The sequence below is a fragment of the Xenorhabdus eapokensis genome (assembly GCF_001908105.1).
Genome location: NZ_MKGQ01000028.1, coordinates 17,291 through 36,792 on the forward strand (window position 1 = coordinate 17,291; position 19,502 = coordinate 36,792).

18 protein-coding genes, 1 tRNA gene and 3 pseudogenes are annotated in these 19,502 nt (G+C 41.9%); 14 read left to right on the top strand and 8 right to left on the bottom strand.

The annotated features are described in order from the left end of the window. Positions 1-81 precede the first annotated feature (81 nt). Positions 82-1,536 carry a dipeptide/tripeptide permease DtpB gene (gene dtpB, locus Xedl_RS15225; protein ID WP_074024673.1) on the top strand — a complete coding sequence of 485 codons (1,455 nt, stop codon included), beginning with the start codon at positions 82-84 and terminating at the stop codon, positions 1,534-1,536. A gap of 121 nt (positions 1,537-1,657) precedes the next feature. Here the strand turns inward: dtpB and fbaA are convergent, their stop codons facing one another. The 4 genes from fbaA to tkt form a co-directional block, all read right to left on the bottom strand. Continuing rightward, positions 1,658-2,734, bottom strand: coding sequence for a class II fructose-bisphosphate aldolase (gene fbaA, locus Xedl_RS15230; protein WP_074024674.1), 1,077 nt, complete (start codon positions 2,732-2,734; stop codon positions 1,658-1,660). Between the two features lie 57 nt (positions 2,735-2,791). Beyond that, entirely contained in the window at positions 2,792-3,958 is a 1,167-nt protein-coding gene (gene pgk, locus Xedl_RS15235; protein WP_074024675.1) for a phosphoglycerate kinase, read from the bottom strand. A 74-nt stretch (positions 3,959-4,032) separates the two neighbouring features. Then, positions 4,033-5,052 carry an erythrose-4-phosphate dehydrogenase gene (gene epd, locus Xedl_RS15240; protein ID WP_074024676.1) on the bottom strand — a complete coding sequence of 340 codons (1,020 nt, stop codon included), beginning with the start codon at positions 5,050-5,052 and terminating at the stop codon, positions 4,033-4,035. A gap of 289 nt (positions 5,053-5,341) precedes the next feature. Further along, complete coding sequence (gene tkt, locus Xedl_RS15245) at positions 5,342-7,336, bottom strand: transketolase (RefSeq protein WP_074024677.1); 1,995 nt, start codon at positions 7,334-7,336, stop codon at positions 5,342-5,344. A 391-nt stretch (positions 7,337-7,727) separates the two neighbouring features. Here tkt and Xedl_RS31650 point away from each other — a divergent pair, with 391 nt between their 5' ends. Further along, on the top strand, positions 7,728-7,895 hold the full coding sequence (locus Xedl_RS31650) for a hypothetical protein (RefSeq protein ID WP_208605069.1): 168 nt from the start codon (positions 7,728-7,730) through the stop codon (positions 7,893-7,895). A 147-nt stretch (positions 7,896-8,042) separates the two neighbouring features. Here the strand turns inward: Xedl_RS31650 and Xedl_RS15250 are convergent. Both Xedl_RS15250 and dnaQ read right to left on the bottom strand, forming a co-directional pair. Next, positions 8,043-8,119 (bottom strand) — tRNA-Asp (locus Xedl_RS15250). A 137-nt stretch (positions 8,120-8,256) separates the two neighbouring features. Continuing rightward, a complete protein-coding gene (gene dnaQ, locus Xedl_RS15255) occupies positions 8,257-9,006 on the bottom strand; it encodes a DNA polymerase III subunit epsilon (protein ID WP_074024689.1) in 750 nt (249 codons plus the stop codon). On the opposite strand from dnaQ, the pseudogene rnhA reads away from it, so the two are divergent. After that, positions 8,960-9,540: pseudogene (gene rnhA / locus Xedl_RS15260) on the top strand (ribonuclease HI). The gene dnaQ and the pseudogene rnhA overlap by 47 nt on opposite strands. 8 nt (positions 9,541-9,548) lie before the next feature. Here rnhA and Xedl_RS15265 read toward each other — a convergent pair. Then, a complete protein-coding gene (locus Xedl_RS15265; RefSeq protein ID WP_074024679.1) occupies positions 9,549-10,265 on the bottom strand; it encodes a class I SAM-dependent methyltransferase in 717 nt (238 codons plus the stop codon). A 52-nt stretch (positions 10,266-10,317) separates the two neighbouring features. On the opposite strand from Xedl_RS15265, the gene gloB reads away from it, so the two are divergent. The 11 genes and pseudogenes from gloB (at position 10,318) to Xedl_RS15320 (ending at position 18,787) form a co-directional block, all read left to right on the top strand. Beyond that, positions 10,318-11,073: a hydroxyacylglutathione hydrolase gene (gloB, locus tag Xedl_RS15270; RefSeq protein ID WP_074024680.1), complete on the top strand. Its 756-nt coding sequence runs from the start codon at positions 10,318-10,320 to the stop codon at positions 11,071-11,073. A 72-nt stretch (positions 11,074-11,145) separates the two neighbouring features. Next, a complete protein-coding gene (gene mltD / locus Xedl_RS15275; protein WP_074024681.1) occupies positions 11,146-12,477 on the top strand; it encodes a murein transglycosylase D in 1,332 nt (443 codons plus the stop codon). Positions 12,478-12,629: 152 nt separating this feature from the next. Continuing rightward, the gene (locus tag Xedl_RS15280) at positions 12,630-13,166 is read left to right on the top strand and encodes a MepB family protein (protein WP_074024682.1); all 537 of its coding nucleotides are present in this window, start codon (positions 12,630-12,632) and stop codon (positions 13,164-13,166) included. A 220-nt stretch (positions 13,167-13,386) separates the two neighbouring features. Then, positions 13,387-13,806, top strand: coding sequence for a hypothetical protein (locus Xedl_RS15285; protein ID WP_074024683.1), 420 nt, complete (start codon positions 13,387-13,389; stop codon positions 13,804-13,806). Positions 13,807-13,822: 16 nt separating this feature from the next. Next, positions 13,823-14,338, top strand: a pseudogene (locus Xedl_RS15290) (IS630 family transposase); the annotation flags it as partial. Positions 14,339-14,901: 563 nt separating this feature from the next. Next, positions 14,902-15,537, top strand: coding sequence for a hypothetical protein (locus tag Xedl_RS15295; protein ID WP_208605070.1), 636 nt, complete (start codon positions 14,902-14,904; stop codon positions 15,535-15,537). Further along, a complete protein-coding gene (locus tag Xedl_RS15300) occupies positions 15,537-15,941 on the top strand; it encodes a DUF2000 domain-containing protein (protein WP_074024684.1) in 405 nt (134 codons plus the stop codon). Before Xedl_RS15295 ends, Xedl_RS15300 begins: the two co-directional genes overlap by 1 nt. Continuing rightward, positions 15,938-16,690, top strand: a complete 753-nt coding sequence (locus Xedl_RS15305) for a formylglycine-generating enzyme family protein (RefSeq protein ID WP_074024685.1) — start codon at positions 15,938-15,940, stop codon at positions 16,688-16,690. The genes Xedl_RS15300 and Xedl_RS15305 overlap by 4 nt, the downstream gene beginning before the upstream one ends. A 22-nt stretch (positions 16,691-16,712) precedes the next feature. After that, positions 16,713-17,351 carry a molybdopterin-dependent oxidoreductase gene (locus tag Xedl_RS15310; RefSeq protein ID WP_074024686.1) on the top strand — a complete coding sequence of 213 codons (639 nt, stop codon included), beginning with the start codon at positions 16,713-16,715 and terminating at the stop codon, positions 17,349-17,351. Positions 17,352-17,364: 13 nt separating this feature from the next. Then, the gene (locus Xedl_RS15315) at positions 17,365-17,967 is read left to right on the top strand and encodes a LysE family translocator (RefSeq protein ID WP_074024687.1); all 603 of its coding nucleotides are present in this window, start codon (positions 17,365-17,367) and stop codon (positions 17,965-17,967) included. A gap of 13 nt (positions 17,968-17,980) precedes the next feature. Then, positions 17,981-18,787: an AraC family transcriptional regulator gene (locus Xedl_RS15320; RefSeq protein ID WP_074024688.1), complete on the top strand. Its 807-nt coding sequence runs from the start codon at positions 17,981-17,983 to the stop codon at positions 18,785-18,787. A 164-nt stretch (positions 18,788-18,951) separates the two neighbouring features. Here the strand turns inward: Xedl_RS15320 and Xedl_RS15325 are convergent. Further along, positions 18,952-19,320: pseudogene (locus Xedl_RS15325) on the bottom strand (IS1 family transposase); the annotation flags it as partial. Positions 19,321-19,502 lie beyond the last annotated feature (182 nt).

Here is a 19,502-nt window from a genome sequence, read left to right on the forward strand (position 1 = left end):
GTTAACAACAGCGAAATTATCTGAATATATTTCTATCTAAATGTATTGCTCATCTAATGATAGCTAACAGAGGCATTCACTATGAGTAAAACCGCTCCAGTCGGTTTATGGGATCAACCCAAACCCTTTTTCATGATATTTTTTGTAGAACTGTGGGAACGATTTGGCTACTACGGCGTTCAAGGTATTCTGGCCGTTTACTTCGTTCAACAACTTGGTTTTTCAGAAACACAATCATTTATTACTTTTGGCGCATTTACGGCGCTGGTCTACGGCCTGATTTCCATCGGTGGTTATGTTGGTGATCACTTACTGGGGACAAAACGAAGCATTATTTTGGGTGCTATCGTACTGGCGATCGGCTACTTCATGATTGGCCTTTCCATCATCAATCCTGAGCTGATTTTTTATGCCCTGGGAACCGTCGCTGTCGGTAATGGCCTTTTCAAGGCTAACCCTGCCAGTCTGCTGGCAAAATGTTACCGGCCGCAAGACCCGCGTTTGGATGGTGCATTTACGCTATTTTATATGTCCATCAACCTTGGTTCTCTGGTTTCCCTTTCTCTTGCCCCCGTCATTGCCGAAAAATATGGTTATGCAGTCACCTATAATATCTGCGGCATCGGCCTGATTATTGCCCTGCTGGTTTATATCGCCTGCCGCCGTATGGTACATAATATCGGTTCAGAGCCAGACCATGCCCCGTTACGCTATATCACCTTGTTTTTGGTTTTGATCGGTACAGTTGTAATGATTGGCATCTGTGCATGGTTATTGCATAACATCAAAATTGCCAATATTGCCCTTATAGCGATCTCAACCATCGTTGTGGTGATTTTCTTCTGGCAGACATTCAAATTGGACAGAATCGGCCGCAATAAGATGTTTGTGGCCTTTATTCTGATGCTTCAGGCTATCGTGTTCTATATCCTGTATAACCAGATGCCAACTTCCCTCAACTTCTTCGCCATCAACAATGTTCATCACCAGATCCTTGGTTTTAATATCAACCCCATCAGTTTTCAGGCACTGAATCCATTCTGGATCATCGTCGTCAGCCCTATCTTGGCCGTGGTTTACACTAAACTGGGCAACAAAGGCAAAGATTTTTCCATGCCAACAAAATTCACCTTCGGCATGTTTTTGTGCTCTCTGGGCTTCCTGACGGCAGCAGCTTCTGGTTTATTTGCTGATGAGCATGGAATTACCTCTCCGTGGTTTATCGTGCTGGTGTATCTGTTCCAGAGCGCCGGAGAGTTAATGATCAGCGCATTGGGACTGGCAATGGTAGCAACGTTTGTTCCTAGCTATCTGACTGGTTTTATTCTGGGTATGTGGTTCCTGTCACAAGCCGCTGCATCAGTGTTGGGGAGTTATGTCGCAACCTTTACTGCCGCACCAGAAGGCGTGACTAACCCACTGCAAACCCTGCCAATTTATACTGGCGTATTCGGTAAAATTGGGATTGCAACCCTGATTGTCGCTGTGATTATGGCCTTTATGGTGCCGTGGCTGAACAAGATTATGAAAGCGTAATTTATCTGGCACTCATGAATTGAACAATTTTCCGCTCGTTGATAAGTCAAATAACGGGCGGAAAAGCTGACTAATTCACAAAGAACCTAGCCAGCTTTTACACTATCTGAATAACAATTTATTACAGCACATCAACTGCATTCAGTTCTTTAAAAGCCTGCTCCAGACGAACAACCATGGAAGCCTGAGCAGCACGCAGCCAAACACGTGGATCGTAGAACTTCTTGTTAGGCTTATCTGCCCCTTCTGGGTTACCCAACTGGCCTTGCAGGTAGCCTTCGTTCTTTTTGTAGTAGTTCAGAATACCTTCCCAAGTTGCCCACTGGGTATCGGTATCGATATTCATTTTCACTACCCCGTAGCTCACTGCTTCCTGAATCTCTTCTGCGGTAGAGCCGGAACCCCCGTGGAAGACAAAATCCAGACTGTTATGTGGCAGGTTGAATTTTTCAGAAACGTAGTCCTGTGAATTGCGCAGAATTTTTGGCGTCAGTTTAACGTTGCCTGGTTTATATACACCATGAACGTTACCGAAAGAAGCCGCGATGGTGAAACGTGGGCTGATAGCGTTCAGTTTCTCATACGCATAGGCCACATCTTCCGGCTGAGTGTACAGAGAAGAGCTGTCTAGATGGGAATTATCAACACCATCTTCTTCACCACCAGTACAACCCAGTTCGATTTCCAACGTCATGTCGATTTTCGCCATACGTGCCAGATATTGGCTGCAAATCTCGATATTTTCTTCCAGAGATTCTTCTGACAGGTCGATCATGTGAGAGGAGAACAGAGGCTTACCCGTTTGTGCGTAGTGTTTCTCACCCGCTTCCAGCAGGCCATCGATCCATGGCAGCAGTTTACGTGCACAATGGTCGGTATGCAGGATGACAGGCACACCATAATGTTCTGCCATCTGGTGAACGTGGTGGGCGCCAGAAATAGCCCCGATAATCGCTGCTTGCTGACCTTCTGCTTTCATACCTTTACCGGCAATGAAAGAAGCACCGCCGTTAGAAAACTGGATAATGACCGGAGCACGTACTTTTGCCGCCGTTTCCAACACTGCGTTGATGGAATCAGTACCGACGCAGTTAACCGCTGGTAACGCGAAATTGTTTTCTTTAGCGATGGCAAAGACTTTTTGAACATCATCACCAGTGATGACACCCGGTTTTACGAAATCAAAAATTTTAGACATGTTACGTGGTCCTGTATTGACATTGAACAGGCAGCCAATGCTGCCTGTTATTACAACTTAATTACTTTTAGCACGTTCTTCCAGCATCACAACGGCGGGTAGTTTTTTGCCTTCAACGAATTCAAGGAAAGCACCACCACCCGTAGAGATGTAAGAGATCTTGTCAGCAATTTCGAACAGATCGATTGCCGCCAAAGTATCACCGCCTCCTGCGATAGAGAAAGCATCACTTTCAGCAATTGCACGGGCAATAATTTCGGTTCCTTTACGGAAGTTAGGGAATTCAAAAACACCTACAGGACCATTCCACAAAATGGTCTTGGCGCTTTTCAGGATTTCAGCCAGACGTTCGGCAGAAGCATCACCCAAGTCAAGGATCTGCTCTTCATCTTTAATTTCGCTGGTGGATTTCAGCGTTGCTTCCGCAGTCTCAGAGAATTCTGTCGCAACACGGACATCGGTAGGAACCGGGATGTCACAGCTTTCCATCAGTTTTTTCGCTTCTGCGATCAGATCATCTTCATACAATGAACGACCAACATTGTGCCCTTCTGCGGCAACAAATGTATTAGCAATTCCACCACCGACAATCAGTTGATCAGCAATTTTGGACAGAGAATCAAGAACGGTCAGTTTGGTTGAAACCTTCGAGCCTCCTACAATCGCCACCATTGGACGGGCAGGACTGTGCAGTGCTTTACCCAAAGCGTCCAGTTCACCAGATAGCAATGGACCCGCGCAGGCAATCGGGGCAAACTTAGCAACGCCATGAGTTGACGCTTGTGCACGATGCGCAGTACCAAAAGCATCCATTACATACACATCACACAGTGCAGCATATTGCTTTGATAACGTTTCATCGTCTTTTTTCTCACCTTTGTTAAAGCGAACGTTTTCCAGAACCACTAATTCGCCTTCCGACACTTCAACACCATCCAGATAGTTTTTTTCCAGACGAACAGGAGAAGAAAGTGCTTCTTTCAGATAATCAACGACAGGTTGCAGTGAGAACTCTTCGTTGTATTCTCCCTCAGTCGGGCGTCCCAGGTGAGAAGTAACCATGACTTTGGCTCCCTGATTCAACGCAGCCTCAATTGTCGGCAAAGACGCACGAATACGTGCATCAGAAGTCACTTTGCCATCTTTTACAGGCACATTCAGATCAGCACGGATCAATACGCGTTTACCCGCCAGATCTAAATCAGTCATCTTAATTACAGACATGGTGAATCCTCTCATTGATTCTTTATAAAATTACTCAATCTTCTGCTGTGTGCTGTTTGTGACACAACAAATGATTATTTGAAACCGGTTGCGGCCATTGCCAATGCGGTATCAATCATGCGATTGGCAAAGCCCCATTCATTGTCACACCACACAAGGGTTTTAATCAGGTGTTTCCCGCTAACCCTCGTTTGTGTGCCATCCACAATAGCACTGTGGGGATCGTGATTAAAATCCGTTGAAACCAACGGCAGATCTGTGTAATCCACTATACCATGAAACTCTCTGGTCGCTGATTTTTGCAGGAGCTGGTTCACATCTTCCACATTCACTGGCGAACAGACTGTTACGCTCAAGTCAATGGCTGTCACATTGATAGTGGGTACTCGAACAGAAATCGCCTCAAACCGATCATTAAATTTAGGGAAAATACGTGTGATCCCCGCAGCCAGTTTTGTATCAACAGGAATGATGGATTGACTGGCCGCCCGGGTTCGACGTAAATCACAGTGATAAGCATCAATCACGGGTTGATCATTCATCGATGCGTGAATGGTTGTCACTGTACCAGACTCAATGTTGAACGCATCGTCCAACACTTTAATGATTGGAATGATGCAGTTTGTTGTACAGGATGCATTAGAAACAATGCGATCTTCGGCAACCAATGAATGGTGATTAACACCATATACTACGGTTGCATCCAGATTATTTCCTCCTGGATGCGCAAATAGGACTTTTTTGGCTCCGCTGGCGATATGAGACTCTCCGTCTGCCCGTTCACCATACTTACCTGTGCAATCAAGAACGATATCAATACCCAACTCTTTCCACGGCAAAACCGAGATATTCGGTTGATGAAACAGCCGGATGCTATCGTCCCCTATTTGCAATAAATCATTATTCAGGCGTACATCCCATGCAAAACGCCCATGACTGGAATCATATTTCAACAAGTGAGCAATGCCTTGTGCATTTGCCAACTCATTGATAGCGATCACTGAAATTTCAGCTTGACGCCCTGATTCGTAAAGAGCACGCAAGACGCTGCGCCCTATTCTTCCGAAACCATTAATCGCTACCCTGATAGTCATGTTACTCCCTGAATTTCTCTGTAGTTACGCAACCGCTTAGGATAACTGAGCAATATCTACTTGTACTGATAATTCATCACAAAATTAACCAGATTGTGACAGACAAGACATTTTATTATCTCATTTATGCACCTAACTGAAACGGTTCAGCAACCATAAAAGCAGATTACGAGAAAAAAAGAGTGATGGCAAGCACCCTTCGTCACATTATGGAAGAAAAGTTGAACAAAAAAAGAGCGCATTCACTCTAAAATTGATGTGAATGCGCTTAATAGGAATTACTTGCTGATTATTTCAACAAAGCCGTTGCTTTAGCTACTATATTTTCAACAGTGAAACCAAACTCTTTAAACAGAACATCAGCAGGTGCAGATTCACCGAAAGTGTTCATACCGACGATAGCGCCATTGATACCGACATATTTGAACCAGTAATCAGAGATACCCGCTTCGATGGCAACACGGGCAGAAACTGCCGCTGGCAGTACCGCTTCACGGTATGCAGCATCCTGCTTATCGAAAGCATCGGTAGATGGCATAGAAACCACACGAACCTGACGACCTTCAGCAGTCAGTTGTTCAGCCGCTTTCACTGCCAATTCCACTTCGGAACCGGTTGCAATCAGGATCAATTCAGGCTGGCCTGCGCAATCTTTCAGGATGTAAGCCCCTTTCTCGATATTCGCCAATTGCTCAGCGGTACGATCCTGCTGTGCCAGGTTTTGACGGGAGAAGATCAGTGAAGTTGGGCCATCTTTGCGCTCAATTGCATATTTCCATGCAACCGCAGATTCAACCTGGTCACATGGACGCCATGTGCTCATGTTTGGCGTTACGCGCAGGCTAGCAATCTGCTCGACTGGCTGGTGAGTTGGGCCATCTTCACCCAAACCGATGGAATCGTGAGTATAAACGAAGATGCTACGCACTTTCATCAGTGCCGCCATGCGTACCGCATTACGGGCATATTCCACGAACATCAGGAATGTTGCGCCATAAGGCACAAAACCACCATGCAATGCGATACCGTTCATGATGGCAGACATACCGAATTCACGCACACCGTAGTGAATGTAGTTACCATCCTGAGCTTCGTTCAGAGGCTTAGAGCCAGACCACATGGTCAGGTTACTTGGTGCTAAGTCAGCAGAGCCACCCATAAATTCTGGCAGAACTTGACCGAATGCTTCCAGTGCATTTTGTGATGCCTTACGGCTGGCAATGGAGGCTGGATTTTGTTGCAGTTTTTCAATGAATGCTTTGGATTCCGCTTCCCAGTTCACTGGCAATTCACCGCTGGTACGACGGTTGAATTCGGCAGCCAGTTCTGGATAAGCTTGCGCATATGCAGCAAATTTCTCTTCCCAGCTTGCTTCTTTGGTCTTACCTGCTTCCTGGGCGTTCCAGCCAGCGTAAATGTCCTGAGGAATTTCAAATGCAAGATGTTCCCAACTTAACGCTTTACGGGTTGCTTCAATTTCAGCATCACCCAGCGGGGAACCGTGACATTCTTCTTTGCCTGCTTTATTTGGTGAACCAAAACCGATGATGGTTTTGCACATCAACAGGGATGGTTTGTTTGTTTCTTTGCGTGCTGCTTCGATGGCTGCCGCAATCGCATCGGAGTCATGACCATCTACGCCACGGATAACATGCCAGCCATAGGCTTCAAAGCGCGCTGCGGTATTATCAGTGAACCAACCTTCTACCTCACCGTCGATAGAAATACCGTTGTCATCATAAAATGCGATTAATTTGCCCAGTTTCAGTGTACCCGCTAAAGAGCAAACTTCATGGGAGATCCCTTCCATCATACAGCCGTCACCCATGAACACATAAGTGTAGTGATCGACAATATCATGGTTTGGACGGTTGAACTGCGCTGCCAGTGTGCGTTCTGCAATCGCAAAACCTACTGCATTGGCAATACCTTGCCCCAATGGGCCAGTCGTGGTTTCTACGCCTGGAGTATAGCCATATTCTGGATGGCCTGGCGTTTTAGAGTGCAGTTGACGGAAATTTTTCAAATCATCAATAGAAACATCATAACCCGTCAGGTGCAGAAGGCTGTAAATCAGCATGGAGCCGTGGCCATTGGATAACACAAAACGGTCACGATCAACCCAACCAGGGTTAGAAGGATTATGGTTAAGATAATCGCGCCACAGCACTTCGGCAATGTCAGCCATTCCCATTGGTGCACCAGGATGCCCTGATTTTGCTTTCTGCACAGCGTCCATGCTTAAGAAGCGGATAGCATTAGCAAGGGTTTTACGAGTGATCATTCTTTACTCCAAGTCGGATAAAAGCGTTAGTGAACTAAGAACTAATTTTCGCAGCGCAGCATACAAACCGCAATCATTAATACCAGATAATTAATGCCAGATGATAAGGAAAACTATCTTAATTTCTTCTTGACAATAATTCTTTGATTTACCTCGTTGTTTTGGTTCTCTGTCAAGACCATGCCGACAACTAAAGGTGCTCTTGCGCAAATAGGGAATAGCTTCCTAGCGTGATTTGCGCAATAGAAAGCAACGTATTAGACACGATACTCAATAGGTTAATCAAGGCCAAAAAGTCTCGTTTTTCTGCCGAATTAGGGTAATGAACAAAATTCACGTGTAATAGATTTTTATACTGGAAAGTGATGCTTCCATCGGCTTTATTGCACCATTGGAAGAAAACGAAGCAGAACAATACTGGCAAGATGTCGAAGCAGATCTTATATCAGGTTATCGATTACTACTTGTCGCGCTAGAAGGTGAAAACATCGCAGGTTCAGTGCAACTTTCTCTCTGCAAGAAAAAAATGGCCTGCACCGCGCCGACGTGGAAAAACTGATGGTACACACCGCCTACCGCCAGCGTGGGATTTTTTGTCATCGATTCCAACGGGGAATTTTCAGGAACAACGTATTTTTAGAAGTTGATTTGAAATGTTCTGTATAAACAAAAAGCCCTGAGTAAAAAACTCAGGGCTTATAAATTCTGGCGGTGCGGACGGGACTCGAACCCGCGACCCCCGGCGTGACAGGCCGGTATTCTAACCAACTGAACTACCGCACCGCAGGGCGTTCTGGTTGAGAACGGGGTGGATAATACGGGCTACAATAAAATCCGTCAATCGCTTTTTATAACAAAATAGTTCACTTGCACAGTTTTTCGCCTCAATTATGCATTTACCACCATTTTGCCGCTGCTTTTCAATGTATCTGTTCAGGTTTTGAACGCCAGAGACAACTTCCTCCTTTCTTTTCCACCAAATCCAAACGAGATTCATGCTGAATTAATTCTTCATCGGAAGCATAAATAATTTTCAGTCCCGTCTGCGGGCGAGTAATTTTCTGGATTTCGGCAACCTGCATATTGCCTGATGTTTCCCCTTCCATCGAAAAAGCCAATGATGTCTGGCCACCTGTCATTGCCAGATAAACATCAGCCAGGATCTCGGCATCGAGCAATGCCCCGTGAAGAGTACGTTTGGAATTATCGATCTGGTAACGGTCACACAACGCATCGAGGTTATTACGCTTGCCAGGGAAAAGTTTTCTCGCCAATATCAAGCTATCTGTAATGCTACAAAACTCAGCAGTGGGTGGAATATTTCGATTCAGTTTACTGAATTCATAATCCATAAAACCGATATCAAACGTTGCGTTATGAATAATCAACTCAGCACCACGGATAAACTCAATGAATTCATCAGCAATATCCGCAAATTTCGGTTTATCCTGCAAAAATTCGTCACTAATCCCATGAACTTCAAACGCTTCGGGATCAACTAAACGTTCTGGTTTGATATAAATATGAAAATGGCGTCCGGTCAGACGACGGTTAATAACCTCCACAGCACCAATTTCAATGATGTTGTGTCCCTCATAGTGAACACCTAATTTGTTCATACCGGTGGTTTCGGTATCGAGGACTATTTGGCGGGTAATAGCAGTGCTCATAATGTTTTTTTGTGTCAGACTTAGATTTTTGATTAAAGACAATATAGGAAGAGTCTACCAAAAATGAACAGACAGGTAGAAATTTTCACCGATGGTTCTTGCCTCGGCAATCCTGGTCCTGGCGGATATGGCGTTTTACTCCGCTACCAACAGCAAGAAAAAACCTTAAGTGACGGTTATTTCCGCACAACCAATAACCGCATGGAATTAATGGCAGCCATAATAGGGTTGGAAGCGCTCAAACGTCCCTGTACTGTGATCTTGACGACGGATAGCCAATATGTACGTCAAGGGATCACTCAATGGATCCATAACTGGAAAAAACGGGGCTGGAAAAAAACCGACAAATCCCCTGTTCTTAATGTCGATCTCTGGCAACGACTCGATAAAGCTATCTCGCTGCATGATATTGATTGGCGCTGGGTCAAAGGCCACGCCGGACATCGGGAGAATGAACGGTGTGATGAGCTGGCTCGCACAGCCGCTAATAACCCGACTCAAACAGATGATGTCTATATCGAAAGCGAAAATTAGCCCGTCAATTAATAGCGTCGGTGAATATTTTTTGCCGCCCCCAACGCACTACTGAATCTTGGTTTCATCAATGTTGCCCGCATAGGGTTTAATGTCAACGGTATTGTCCGTTTGCGGGCAATAATCACATTCAGGCAACCAAATATTGACATACAGGAGTTATCAAGACGCTTTCCGTTATGCCACGGTAAAACGTGGAAATTAGCATGATGAATAACTTCATAATTAAGAAGACGCAGCCAATCCAATTGGCGCAACATTGAAAACATTTGGACTCTGCAAGATTGCCGACGATATATCGGGGCAATCATTTTCCTGAAACCTAATACACTTAATGGATTAAAACCACTGATAACCAACCAACCATCGTCTATCATGATCCGATCGACCTCTCTCAAAAGCCAATGTGGATCAATACTATAAGTCAACATATGCGCCAACAAACAGGCATCAACAGATTTAGTTGCAAAAGGGAGGTGATTGGGATCAGTAATCACATCCATATTTTGCCCTTGTAATCCTATATTGACTTGATGGCTGATCAGACAGGAACGAGTATCTATTTCGGCGCTTAAGTTACCGATTTTCACTAAATGAAAACCAAAGATTTTGGGCCACCACGGTTCCAATTGACGTTCCAGAGCGATACGGTAATATTCCCCCCACGGTAACTCAGCCCAAGAAACAGGGAGGGTTATTTGCTTGATTGAACGTGCTGATTGCATGTCATCTTCCTTTCAACCTACTTATAAACCTACTATAAAAATGAGGCGTATAATGGAGCTTATCAGGATACCAGCCCTTTCAGATAACTACATTTGGTTACTTTGTGATGAAAACAAGCATTGTGCCATCATCGATCCCGCTGAATCACAGCCTGTCATTGATATTCTAGCAACAAATCAACTCATTCCCGCGGCAATTCTACTGACACATCACCATTATGATCACGTTGGCGGGGTTCCTGGACTACTCAAACAATATCCTGAATTACCCGTATACGGTCCTGAAGAAACACAAGACAAAGGAACAACTCATATTGTCTATGAAAATAATACCGTTGAGATAGGAAGTTTTTCTTTCCAGGTCATAGAACTGCCAGGGCATACACTTGGCCACATTGCATTCTATCAGGCTCCTTACCTGTTTTGCGGAGATACTCTGTTTTCTGGTGGTTGTGGACGTCTATTTGAAGGTACAGCCGAACAAATGTTTTCCTCTTTGGAGAAAATTTCATTATTGCCCGATGATACATTGATCTGCTGTGCACACGAATACACGGCGGCAAATATGAAATTTGCAAAAGCAGTATTACCTGACAATCCAATTATTCACAATTATTATCAAGAAATTCTTAAACTACGTGAAAATAACCTAGCAACAGTCCCAACAAATTTACAAACAGAGAAAAAAATCAATGTTTTCTTAAATTGTCACAATATTGATTTACAAAAAAATATCGGTATCAAACCTAATTCAATACCACTTTCTGCTACTTTTCAGCATTTAAGGGCTTATAAAGATCGATTTTAATTTTATTGGGTTGTCTTCTACGTAATAGGCCAGTATCATTGCTCACCTTTTAGGCAAGCATCAGAAAAGAACATGAAGACAAAAGCAATCTTGTTCACCTCTGTTCTTCTTGCTGGGTGTCAATCGAGCCTGCAAACAAAGGTTCCTTCCCAGCAACAAGCACAGAAGATGTCTTCAACGAATCAGAAAACAAACGGTATTGCAGAACCAAATGGTACTGAAAACTGGAAGGTCAGTCCGACAGCCCAGCAAGATTTGTGGGGACATATTCGCGATGAGTTGAAGATGGAAATTCCTGATAATAGCAGGGTGAGCGAGCAACAAAATTACTATTTGAAACACAAGAGCCATATCCAAAACTTGGTATTGCGTGCAGAACCGTACATTTATTGGATAGTTGAGCAACTTGATAATCGACATATGCCAATGGAGCTGGTACTGCTGCCTATCGTGGAGAGTGCCTTTGACCCTCATGCGACTTCCTACGCCAAGGCAGCAGGATTATGGCAGATTATCCCAAGTACAGGCCGTCATTATGGCCTGAAACAAGATAAATGGTACGATGCCCGCCGTGACATTGCAGCATCAACAACTGTCGCTCTTGATATGCTTGAATATCTCAACACACGATTCAATGGGGATTGGCTTTTGACCATTGCCGCCTACAACAGTGGTGAAGGCAGGGTTATACGAGCAATCAGAGACAATAAAGCACAAGGGAAACCAACTGATTTCTGGGCGTTGTCACTGCCACGGGAAACAATGCACTATGTTCCCAAGATATTGGCACTGAGCAATATCATTCGCCATAATGAACAGTTTGCTTTCAAACTTCCTAAACCTAACAACCAGCACGCACTGACAAAAGTTGAAGTAGGGCATCAAATCATGTTGTCACAAGCGGCTGAATTATCGGGGTTATCGTTAACATCAATCAGGGCATATAACCCAGGTTATAAGCAAGGTATGACGTCTCCTTATGGACCGCATTACATCATGCTACCAAAAAAGAACGTCAACCAATTTAAGACATCCTTAGCAGATAAAAATGTCTTGAACGACATCCGATTAGCGATTAAATACAATACACACAAATTACAGCAACGAAGCCACTATACCGTTCGTGCCGGAGATACATTATCCGCGATCGCAAAACGCTTCAACACGACTCATCGAGAGTTGCAAAGACTAAACAGCTTAAAAACGGCTGATAAACTCAAAATCGGTCAAGTGCTGAAAATCGATAACAGTGATCCCATCACCTATCGTGTGCGCAAAGGTGATTCATTTTTCAGCATCGCTAAACGTCATGGTGTGAATCTTAATGATTTGATTAGTTGGAATAAAAACATTAAAATCAAAGAGATAAAACCAGGCGTAGCTCTGACGCTTTATCTTAATTAAGTGAATTTATTCTTTCTAATGTATGACTCTCTGCCCTGAAGGACAGAGAGTTTATTTTATTGTAAATAAAGTGATAAAATTTATATTACATAATTTCATATAAGTAATCATTCCCTATTGATTTATGAGTATCAAGAAAGAGGAAGTATAAATTGACATCATTAAAACAGAGTATAAATAATCTACCGAATACCTTTATCGAAATAAAAGAGTACCTTCTACTCCCTTCTGCATTCCCATTAACGTCCACTCCCCATCTCGAAACAGAAAGCCGTGATTATAGTGCCATGCGATTTCAACTGTATGGTAAATCGATAGTTTTTCGTCAAGCTAAAACAACACCTAATAAACAAGGGCAATTTGTCACTCTTTGGAAAAGACCGACGCCAGATTCAGAAATAATGCCTTTTGAAAAAAGTGATAACATTGATTTTTGTCTAATCGCAACTTTTTCGGAACATCAAAAAGGTATTTTTCTATTTAACTCAGACACTCTAATAAAACAAGGTGTTTTCTCAAGTCAAACTAAAGCGGGTAAAAGAGCTATTCGGGTTTATCCTACATGGGCACTTCCTACATCGAAACAAGCACGCCAAACACAAAAATGGCAGTCTTTATATTTTATCAACTTCGAGAAACAGAAAATTGCGATTGAACAATTTAATAAAATCTTCCTAAATCATAATTAAAATAATTAATAATTAACAATTAAACCAAGTTATTATAACTTGCATTCACATAATAAATAACAATGCTTTTCAATTTTTAAACAAGCAAATAACAGACGATTATGATAATGTGAACTGAGTTGTAGTGTATCTACTCTTGTAGCAATGAGCTATATAAATTTAAAGTAAGGATAAGTATTCCAAATAGGACTAAATAAAAAATAATCCAGGAGTATTAATTATGGCAACTGTATTTGCATCAATAGACCCACATGCGCTTCCTCTACAAACATCAAGCCAAAATTATGTTGACATACCTGGTTTAGCACTTAATATTTCAGAGTTTTCAAACTCTCCAGGTTTAACTGCATTAATCACCTTAAATGTGCCAGCGCCTTACGCTTCAGGCAATAATTTTCCTGGTGGAAATTTTATTATTACAACTAATCTCGGCGAACAATTGGCTTTCGGTGTATTTACTTACAGTAATAAGAGTCCAGAAGCCTATGGACGTATGCCATTAACATTAATTGCCGGTTATTCTCTCGCGTCTAACGTTTCGATTATAAAGGCGCAGTGGAGCAACATTCGTGGCAGTACAGTGCATATTGATTCATATGCCGCTATCTCTGCGGTCATTCAGAATGGTAATTTAGTTTAAATTAGATTTAATGACTAAACATCCCGTGTTTTATGAAGACGAAGTGGATATTCATTTCAATCCTAAAATAGGTTCAGACTGGTATCTTAAAGGCCAACAAAAACGGATTATCACACCGGGAAAGAACCAAAAATATTACTTTGCCGGCTGTTTTGATAGCCAAACGCACGAAATTTTTTACACGGGTTCTGGCAGGAAAAACTCTTATTTATTTATCAATATGTTAGAAGAGTTAAAAAGATGTCACCGTCATGCAAAAACGCTGACCCTTATTTTGGATAATTACAGCATTCATAAAAGTCGGCTGGTCAAGGAATGGCTGAAGCAAAACCTGACAGTAAGATTGTTATTTCTTCCGGTTTATTCTCCTTGGCTGAATAAAATAGAGCGGCTATGGCAATCATTGCATGAAACCGTCACACGGAACCATTGTTGCCAATATATGTGGATGCTGATCAAAAGAGTTAAGTTTTTTTTAAATGCCGCTTCAGCAAATCAATGGAAAGGGATAGGAAATATGAAACTCTCATAATTATGAAAAGTTATTTAGATATTGTATCACACGCAGTGTATAGAATTATGAACCCACGACACAAACACAGGACAGGTGTCTTGGATACGCAACTTGCGACGACCAGCGGCAACATCAACCGGAAACGTGTCAACTTTATTGGGCGGGTCATAGGAATAAAAAAGCCATCACGGGATGTGATGGCTTAGGGGATGATAGCACCTGGCTTTTTTCCTGCATTGATAGATGTAGTATAAGCATTTAATCCTTCTTTTTTATCATATGCATGGCAAAAATACCCACCTCATCATCTTTGATGGCATCTCAATGTTATAGGATGTTAAAGTCGAACATCGCGTTATCTTTAAATCAAATCAACGGATTGAATACATGACCCATGCTCTCCAGTGATCTCCAATTTCATCGCCACACCTCATTGTCATCTGGATAATACTTGAACATTCATACAGTTGCCCTGTTCCACACTCTTATTTTACGCAATTCCATAAACAACAATTTTGTGCAATATTTAACATTTAGGCAGGGATATCGTTAATGTAAATTTAATTTACGCGAATTGAGAGATGATATTTAATACTGATAACTTTTGGATTAGGAATCCCCCCAAAATTACTTCAATTGCGACTCTTGGACCTGAAGGAACAAGCAGTCAATCAGCAGCAAAATATCTGACCAACTTAATTGGAGGTCCATTAGATATACTTCTTTTTGATACTTTTGAACTCGCCTCTGAGTATGTGGAAAAGAATGAGTCATGCATTTTTCTAGTTGCCAATGCGTATCAACGAGTAGATAACTTTTACATGAACAAAAATACCCTTCTACTTGGATCGTTTTTCTATTCACCTCCCGCTTATTATCTTGGTTGTAAAACCTCCCTCGCTTTGGAGAAAAAGATAGCTGAGCAACAAACCATAAAAATAGCTACGCATCACGCTCCTCTCTCTCGTTTAGAGAGCCTAATTGAATCGGCTGAAGACAAGATTTTTGGAATATCTGATGCTCATTTAAAAATAGAGATTACGAACTCTACAAGCAATGGAGCGAAATTAGTTGTAAACGGCGAAGTTGATTGTTGCTTAGCAAATGCTGATGCAATTAAACATTATGGACTTACAGCAATATCTCACCCTCTACATATTGAAATGACATGGGGGGTATTTTCTAACAACCAAATTCATAAAAGGAAAGTTGCATAATGAATGACAAAAAGTGTGTATTGGTAATCGATAAAGATCTTCCTCTTGGGATCATTGCAAACACAGCAGCAGTGCTAGCCCTTAGCCTTGGTAAAGCTCATCCTGAGCTCGTAGGTGACAATATTAAGAACCGTGATGGGGGGGAACATTTTGGGATCACTCGTATCCCAATCCCAATTCTTGCGGCAACGGCAAGCGAGATAAAGGCAATTCGTTCTCAATTACAATCACACGCTACGATAATTGACTTCTCGGACGTGGCAAAAAACACGAAGAGTTATGAGGATTACTCAAGTAGGTTAGAGGCTGTCAGTGAGGACAGCATCGAATATTTAGGCATAGCTGTGTACGGCGACAAAAAAGTCATCATTAAACAAACTGGAAATATGAAGTTAATACGATGAACAACTTAATTAATATGGTTTTAGTGACAGGCTCTCCTTATCTACGCGGTTCAGAGTTGAGCCCTGATGAGCAGCCTGTGCACGCAGTTACCCTGAGTGATTTTTTCATTGATATTCACCCTGTGACTAACGCTGAGTTTGCAGTATTCATTGAGCAGGGGGGCTATAGAAGTAAGGAATATTGGTCAGAAGAAGGTTTTCAGTTTATCCAAGATAATGACATTTCAGAACCTTTATATTGGTATGATTCCAATTGGAACCAACCAAAGCAGCCAGTAACCGGCATTAGTTGGTATGAAGCTGTCGCATACGCAACATTTGTAGGTAAGGAATTACCAACTGAAGCGCAGTGGGAGTTTGCTGCGAAGGGAAACGATAATCGACTCTATCCATGGGGAAATAGCGAGCCATCTATTACAATTGCAAACTATGCCCCAGACTGTGAGCCAACTGAGCTCAATCGAAAATCCACGGATTGGGATGCACATCCACAAAATCGCTCCCCATTTGGTTGTATTGATATGGCAGGTAATCTAGCTGAGTGGTGTCTAGATAATTACTACCAAGATTACAGTTGGGATAAAACTCATATTGATCCCGTTTATCTTAGTGTCCCTACTGACGATCATATAGTTCGGGGTGGTTCAGGGCTTCATGATGAAGATTATATGCGCTGTACATGCAGAGATAACTACCCTCCAACAGTACGAGACAACATCGTAGGTTTACGCTGTGTCAAATCTCTATAATAGATACATAAGAAAGGAAAATATGAGTACTCCATATATTGATAAGAAACCTTCTTCTTTACGGTACTACCAAGAAGGGCCACCTGAATCATATGACTCTATTGATATGAAAGAATGGGCACTCAAGATATTTTTACCTCATGAATCAACGCCAATTCTTGTCGCATTCGAAGACCTTAAAAACATTGCACCAATAACGGAAAGCCGTCGGGTTGTATGTGTTTGCAATTGGAGTATCAGAAGAAACTGGACAGGAGTCTTACTAAAAGACCTATTAAAATATCTAGGGATAAGCCAAGCAAAATATTTTTCATATAATTTGAAGCAGATAAGCTTAGGTACAAGTAAGGGAGTGTATGACTCTACAATATCCCTTAGTAATGCATTAGAAAATAGAGCAATGATTATTTGGGCAGTGGACGGTGAACCCCTATCTCTAGAAGAAGGTTACCCTATCCGTCTAGTCGACTTTTCTCTATATCGGTACAAAGGGGTTAAGTGCTTATCTGAATTGTACGTTACTGATGAGTTCGCACAAGGATTTTGGGAAAGCAAAGCTGGTTATTGCAAGGAGGGAAAAATCAAGGCAAAACGATACCGCATTGTTGATTTGCAAGAACATCGCTTTATTAATGGCTCTGGAGAAGTAACTGATTTTTAGGAGGTAGAAGCTTATGTCTCAATTAATTGCAATGGCGGTTTTTGCCCTTGTAACTTCTATATCGCCAGGACCTGTAAACATAATAGCCACAGTTACCGGAGCCAATTGCGGATATATTCGAACCATCCCACATATAACCGGTGCTACAATTGGTTTTGTATCGATTCTATTTTTACTCGGCTTTGGATTAGCTCAAGTTATAAATGAGGTGCCATATCTAACCGAAATGCTTACCTATATAGGAGGTAGTTTCTTATTATACTTGGCATATAAAGTTGCTACGCAAAACCCAATGAGCGGTGATGATAGTGAACGAGAAACCAGTGCTCCATCCCTTATACAAGGAATAATGTGCCAATGGCTTAACCCGAAAGCATGGATTGTATCTTTAGCTGGCATATCCGTTTTTAGTAGTCACGATACAGAAATTAATGCACTACTATTTTTTTGCGCGATTTTTTTTATTGTCTGTTACGTATCAATTTCAGCATGGGCTGTTTTAGGAATAACGATTAGGACAGTTTTGGACATACCTAAACATTATAAGCTTTTCAATCTCACAATGGGGCTATTATTAGCAATTACGGTCGTATATACTTTTTTTATGTCAGGTTAGAGTCTTTAATGAGATGACCAAACAAAAATTCTATCGTTCAAGCGCAGTCCCCATTGAGCTGCGCTCTTCTAAAAACTCGAAAGCCTGTTACGGGAAACACACTCATGAAGAATTTTCCATTGGCGCTGTAGATTGTGGTTATAGTGATTACTTCAATAGTAATACTGAACGTAGAATACAAAAAGGTTCTCTTGTCATAATCAACCCACTAGAGGTTCATTCATGCAATCCAATACCAGATACAAATTGGAGCTACAAAATGCTGTATGTATGCCCAAAATGGTTAAGTTACGTGCAATCGATGGTTGTAGGTGAAAGAATAACGAATTTTATTCCATTTTCAATTAATCACACCGACTCTCCAGAACTTTATATACAGTTTCAAGAATTAGCCAACACAATTATTCTTAATAAAGACAGAATGAAAATGGAAGAAAAGAGCATCTCTTTTTTTACCAATCTGTTTTCACAGTCCAACTCCATACTTTTAGATAAAGTTGTACCAAAAAATAATGTATCTAAGGCGTATGAATATATTTGTGAAAATTTTCGAAGCAATATATCGGTAAAGGATATTGCTGTTCACTCTCAATTAAGTGAATATCATATTATTCACGCGTTTAGAAAGGCATATGGTATTACTCCACATGCTATGCAAATCGCAATGCGTATTAATGAAGCAAAAGTACTTTTGAAGCAGGGAATGAATATAGCCTCTGTAGCAACTGAGTTAGGTTTTTATGACCAAAGCCACTTTCATAGAAACTTCAAAAAATTGGTGGCGGCGACTCCTGCGGAATATAAAAAATGCATACCATAAACAACTCTTACTAATCCGTTGACCAAAAATTGCCTAAACTGTGAATTGTACACCTAATTACATGATTTATTGTTATTAAAAGGTATTATTATAAATTGTGATTAGATAGGCCAATAGGATTGGCATAAACCCACAGGATCACGTATTCAATTTGTTGATTGGCTTTAAAGGTAATACTCTCTTTCGATAAAAGTCCCGATAACTTTGTCATGCATTTCTGGTGACCTTGAATAACCCAATGCTTTACGATTCAAACGCTTAATTCGATTACGTAGGGTCAGATTTTCACGCTCGATACGCTGTGTGAAACTTTTTCCGATAAGATGCTTATTGGTGGACAACCGGTTGTAAGCCTTGAAATTATCAGTGCACCAAAAAGTGACGTTAAATGAGGATAATTTCTTGAGCAGTTTCTTCAGTGTTTTTTTGCTGCGCCTGCCGAAGGTATGCGCAATAATACACTTCAGACGAGGCTCCCAAGCCTACCATAACCAACGCTGTTGCTTTTTATTTCCGACAAATGACCACATTTGGTGAGTAGACCTACCCAGTCACCCGGGCAGATCCCTCCTCAGAACCGGACATGCAGAACTACCGCATCCGGCTCCCGACAGATCCCAGTCGTCACACCTATTCAGCAAGAATTGAACATTGAATGGACTTTCCAGCTTGAAGGATAACCCAGCACTTTCAGGATCAAAGTCAGCTTTTCCCA

Bases quoted from the DNA above. Each gene is read 5' to 3' on its own strand.
- Xedl_RS15295 (WP_208605070.1), top strand. From the start codon at position 14,902: ATGATATTTAATACTGATAACTTTTGGATTAGGAATCCCCCCAAAATT.
- dnaQ (WP_074024689.1), bottom strand. From the start codon at position 9,006: ATGAGCACTGCTATTACCCGCCAAATAGTCCTCGATACCGAAACCACC.
- dtpB (WP_074024673.1), top strand. From the start codon at position 82: ATGAGTAAAACCGCTCCAGTCGGTTTATGGGATCAACCCAAACCCTTT.
- Xedl_RS15285 (WP_074024683.1), top strand. From the start codon at position 13,387: ATGGCAACTGTATTTGCATCAATAGACCCACATGCGCTTCCTCTACAA.
- pgk (WP_074024675.1), bottom strand. From the start codon at position 3,958: ATGTCTGTAATTAAGATGACTGATTTAGATCTGGCGGGTAAACGCGTA.
- Xedl_RS15305 (WP_074024685.1), top strand. From the start codon at position 15,938: ATGAACAACTTAATTAATATGGTTTTAGTGACAGGCTCTCCTTATCTA.
- epd (WP_074024676.1), bottom strand. From the start codon at position 5,052: ATGACTATCAGGGTAGCGATTAATGGTTTCGGAAGAATAGGGCGCAGC.
- fbaA (WP_074024674.1), bottom strand. From the start codon at position 2,734: ATGTCTAAAATTTTTGATTTCGTAAAACCGGGTGTCATCACTGGTGAT.
- Xedl_RS15265 (WP_074024679.1), bottom strand. From the start codon at position 10,265: ATGCAATCAGCACGTTCAATCAAGCAAATAACCCTCCCTGTTTCTTGG.
- mltD (WP_074024681.1), top strand. From the start codon at position 11,146: ATGAAGACAAAAGCAATCTTGTTCACCTCTGTTCTTCTTGCTGGGTGT.
- gloB (WP_074024680.1), top strand. From the start codon at position 10,318: ATGGAGCTTATCAGGATACCAGCCCTTTCAGATAACTACATTTGGTTA.
- Xedl_RS15310 (WP_074024686.1), top strand. From the start codon at position 16,713: ATGAGTACTCCATATATTGATAAGAAACCTTCTTCTTTACGGTACTAC.
- Xedl_RS15320 (WP_074024688.1), top strand. From the start codon at position 17,981: ATGACCAAACAAAAATTCTATCGTTCAAGCGCAGTCCCCATTGAGCTG.
- tkt (WP_074024677.1), bottom strand. From the start codon at position 7,336: ATGATCACTCGTAAAACCCTTGCTAATGCTATCCGCTTCTTAAGCATG.
- Xedl_RS15300 (WP_074024684.1), top strand. From the start codon at position 15,537: ATGAATGACAAAAAGTGTGTATTGGTAATCGATAAAGATCTTCCTCTT.
- Xedl_RS15315 (WP_074024687.1), top strand. From the start codon at position 17,365: ATGTCTCAATTAATTGCAATGGCGGTTTTTGCCCTTGTAACTTCTATA.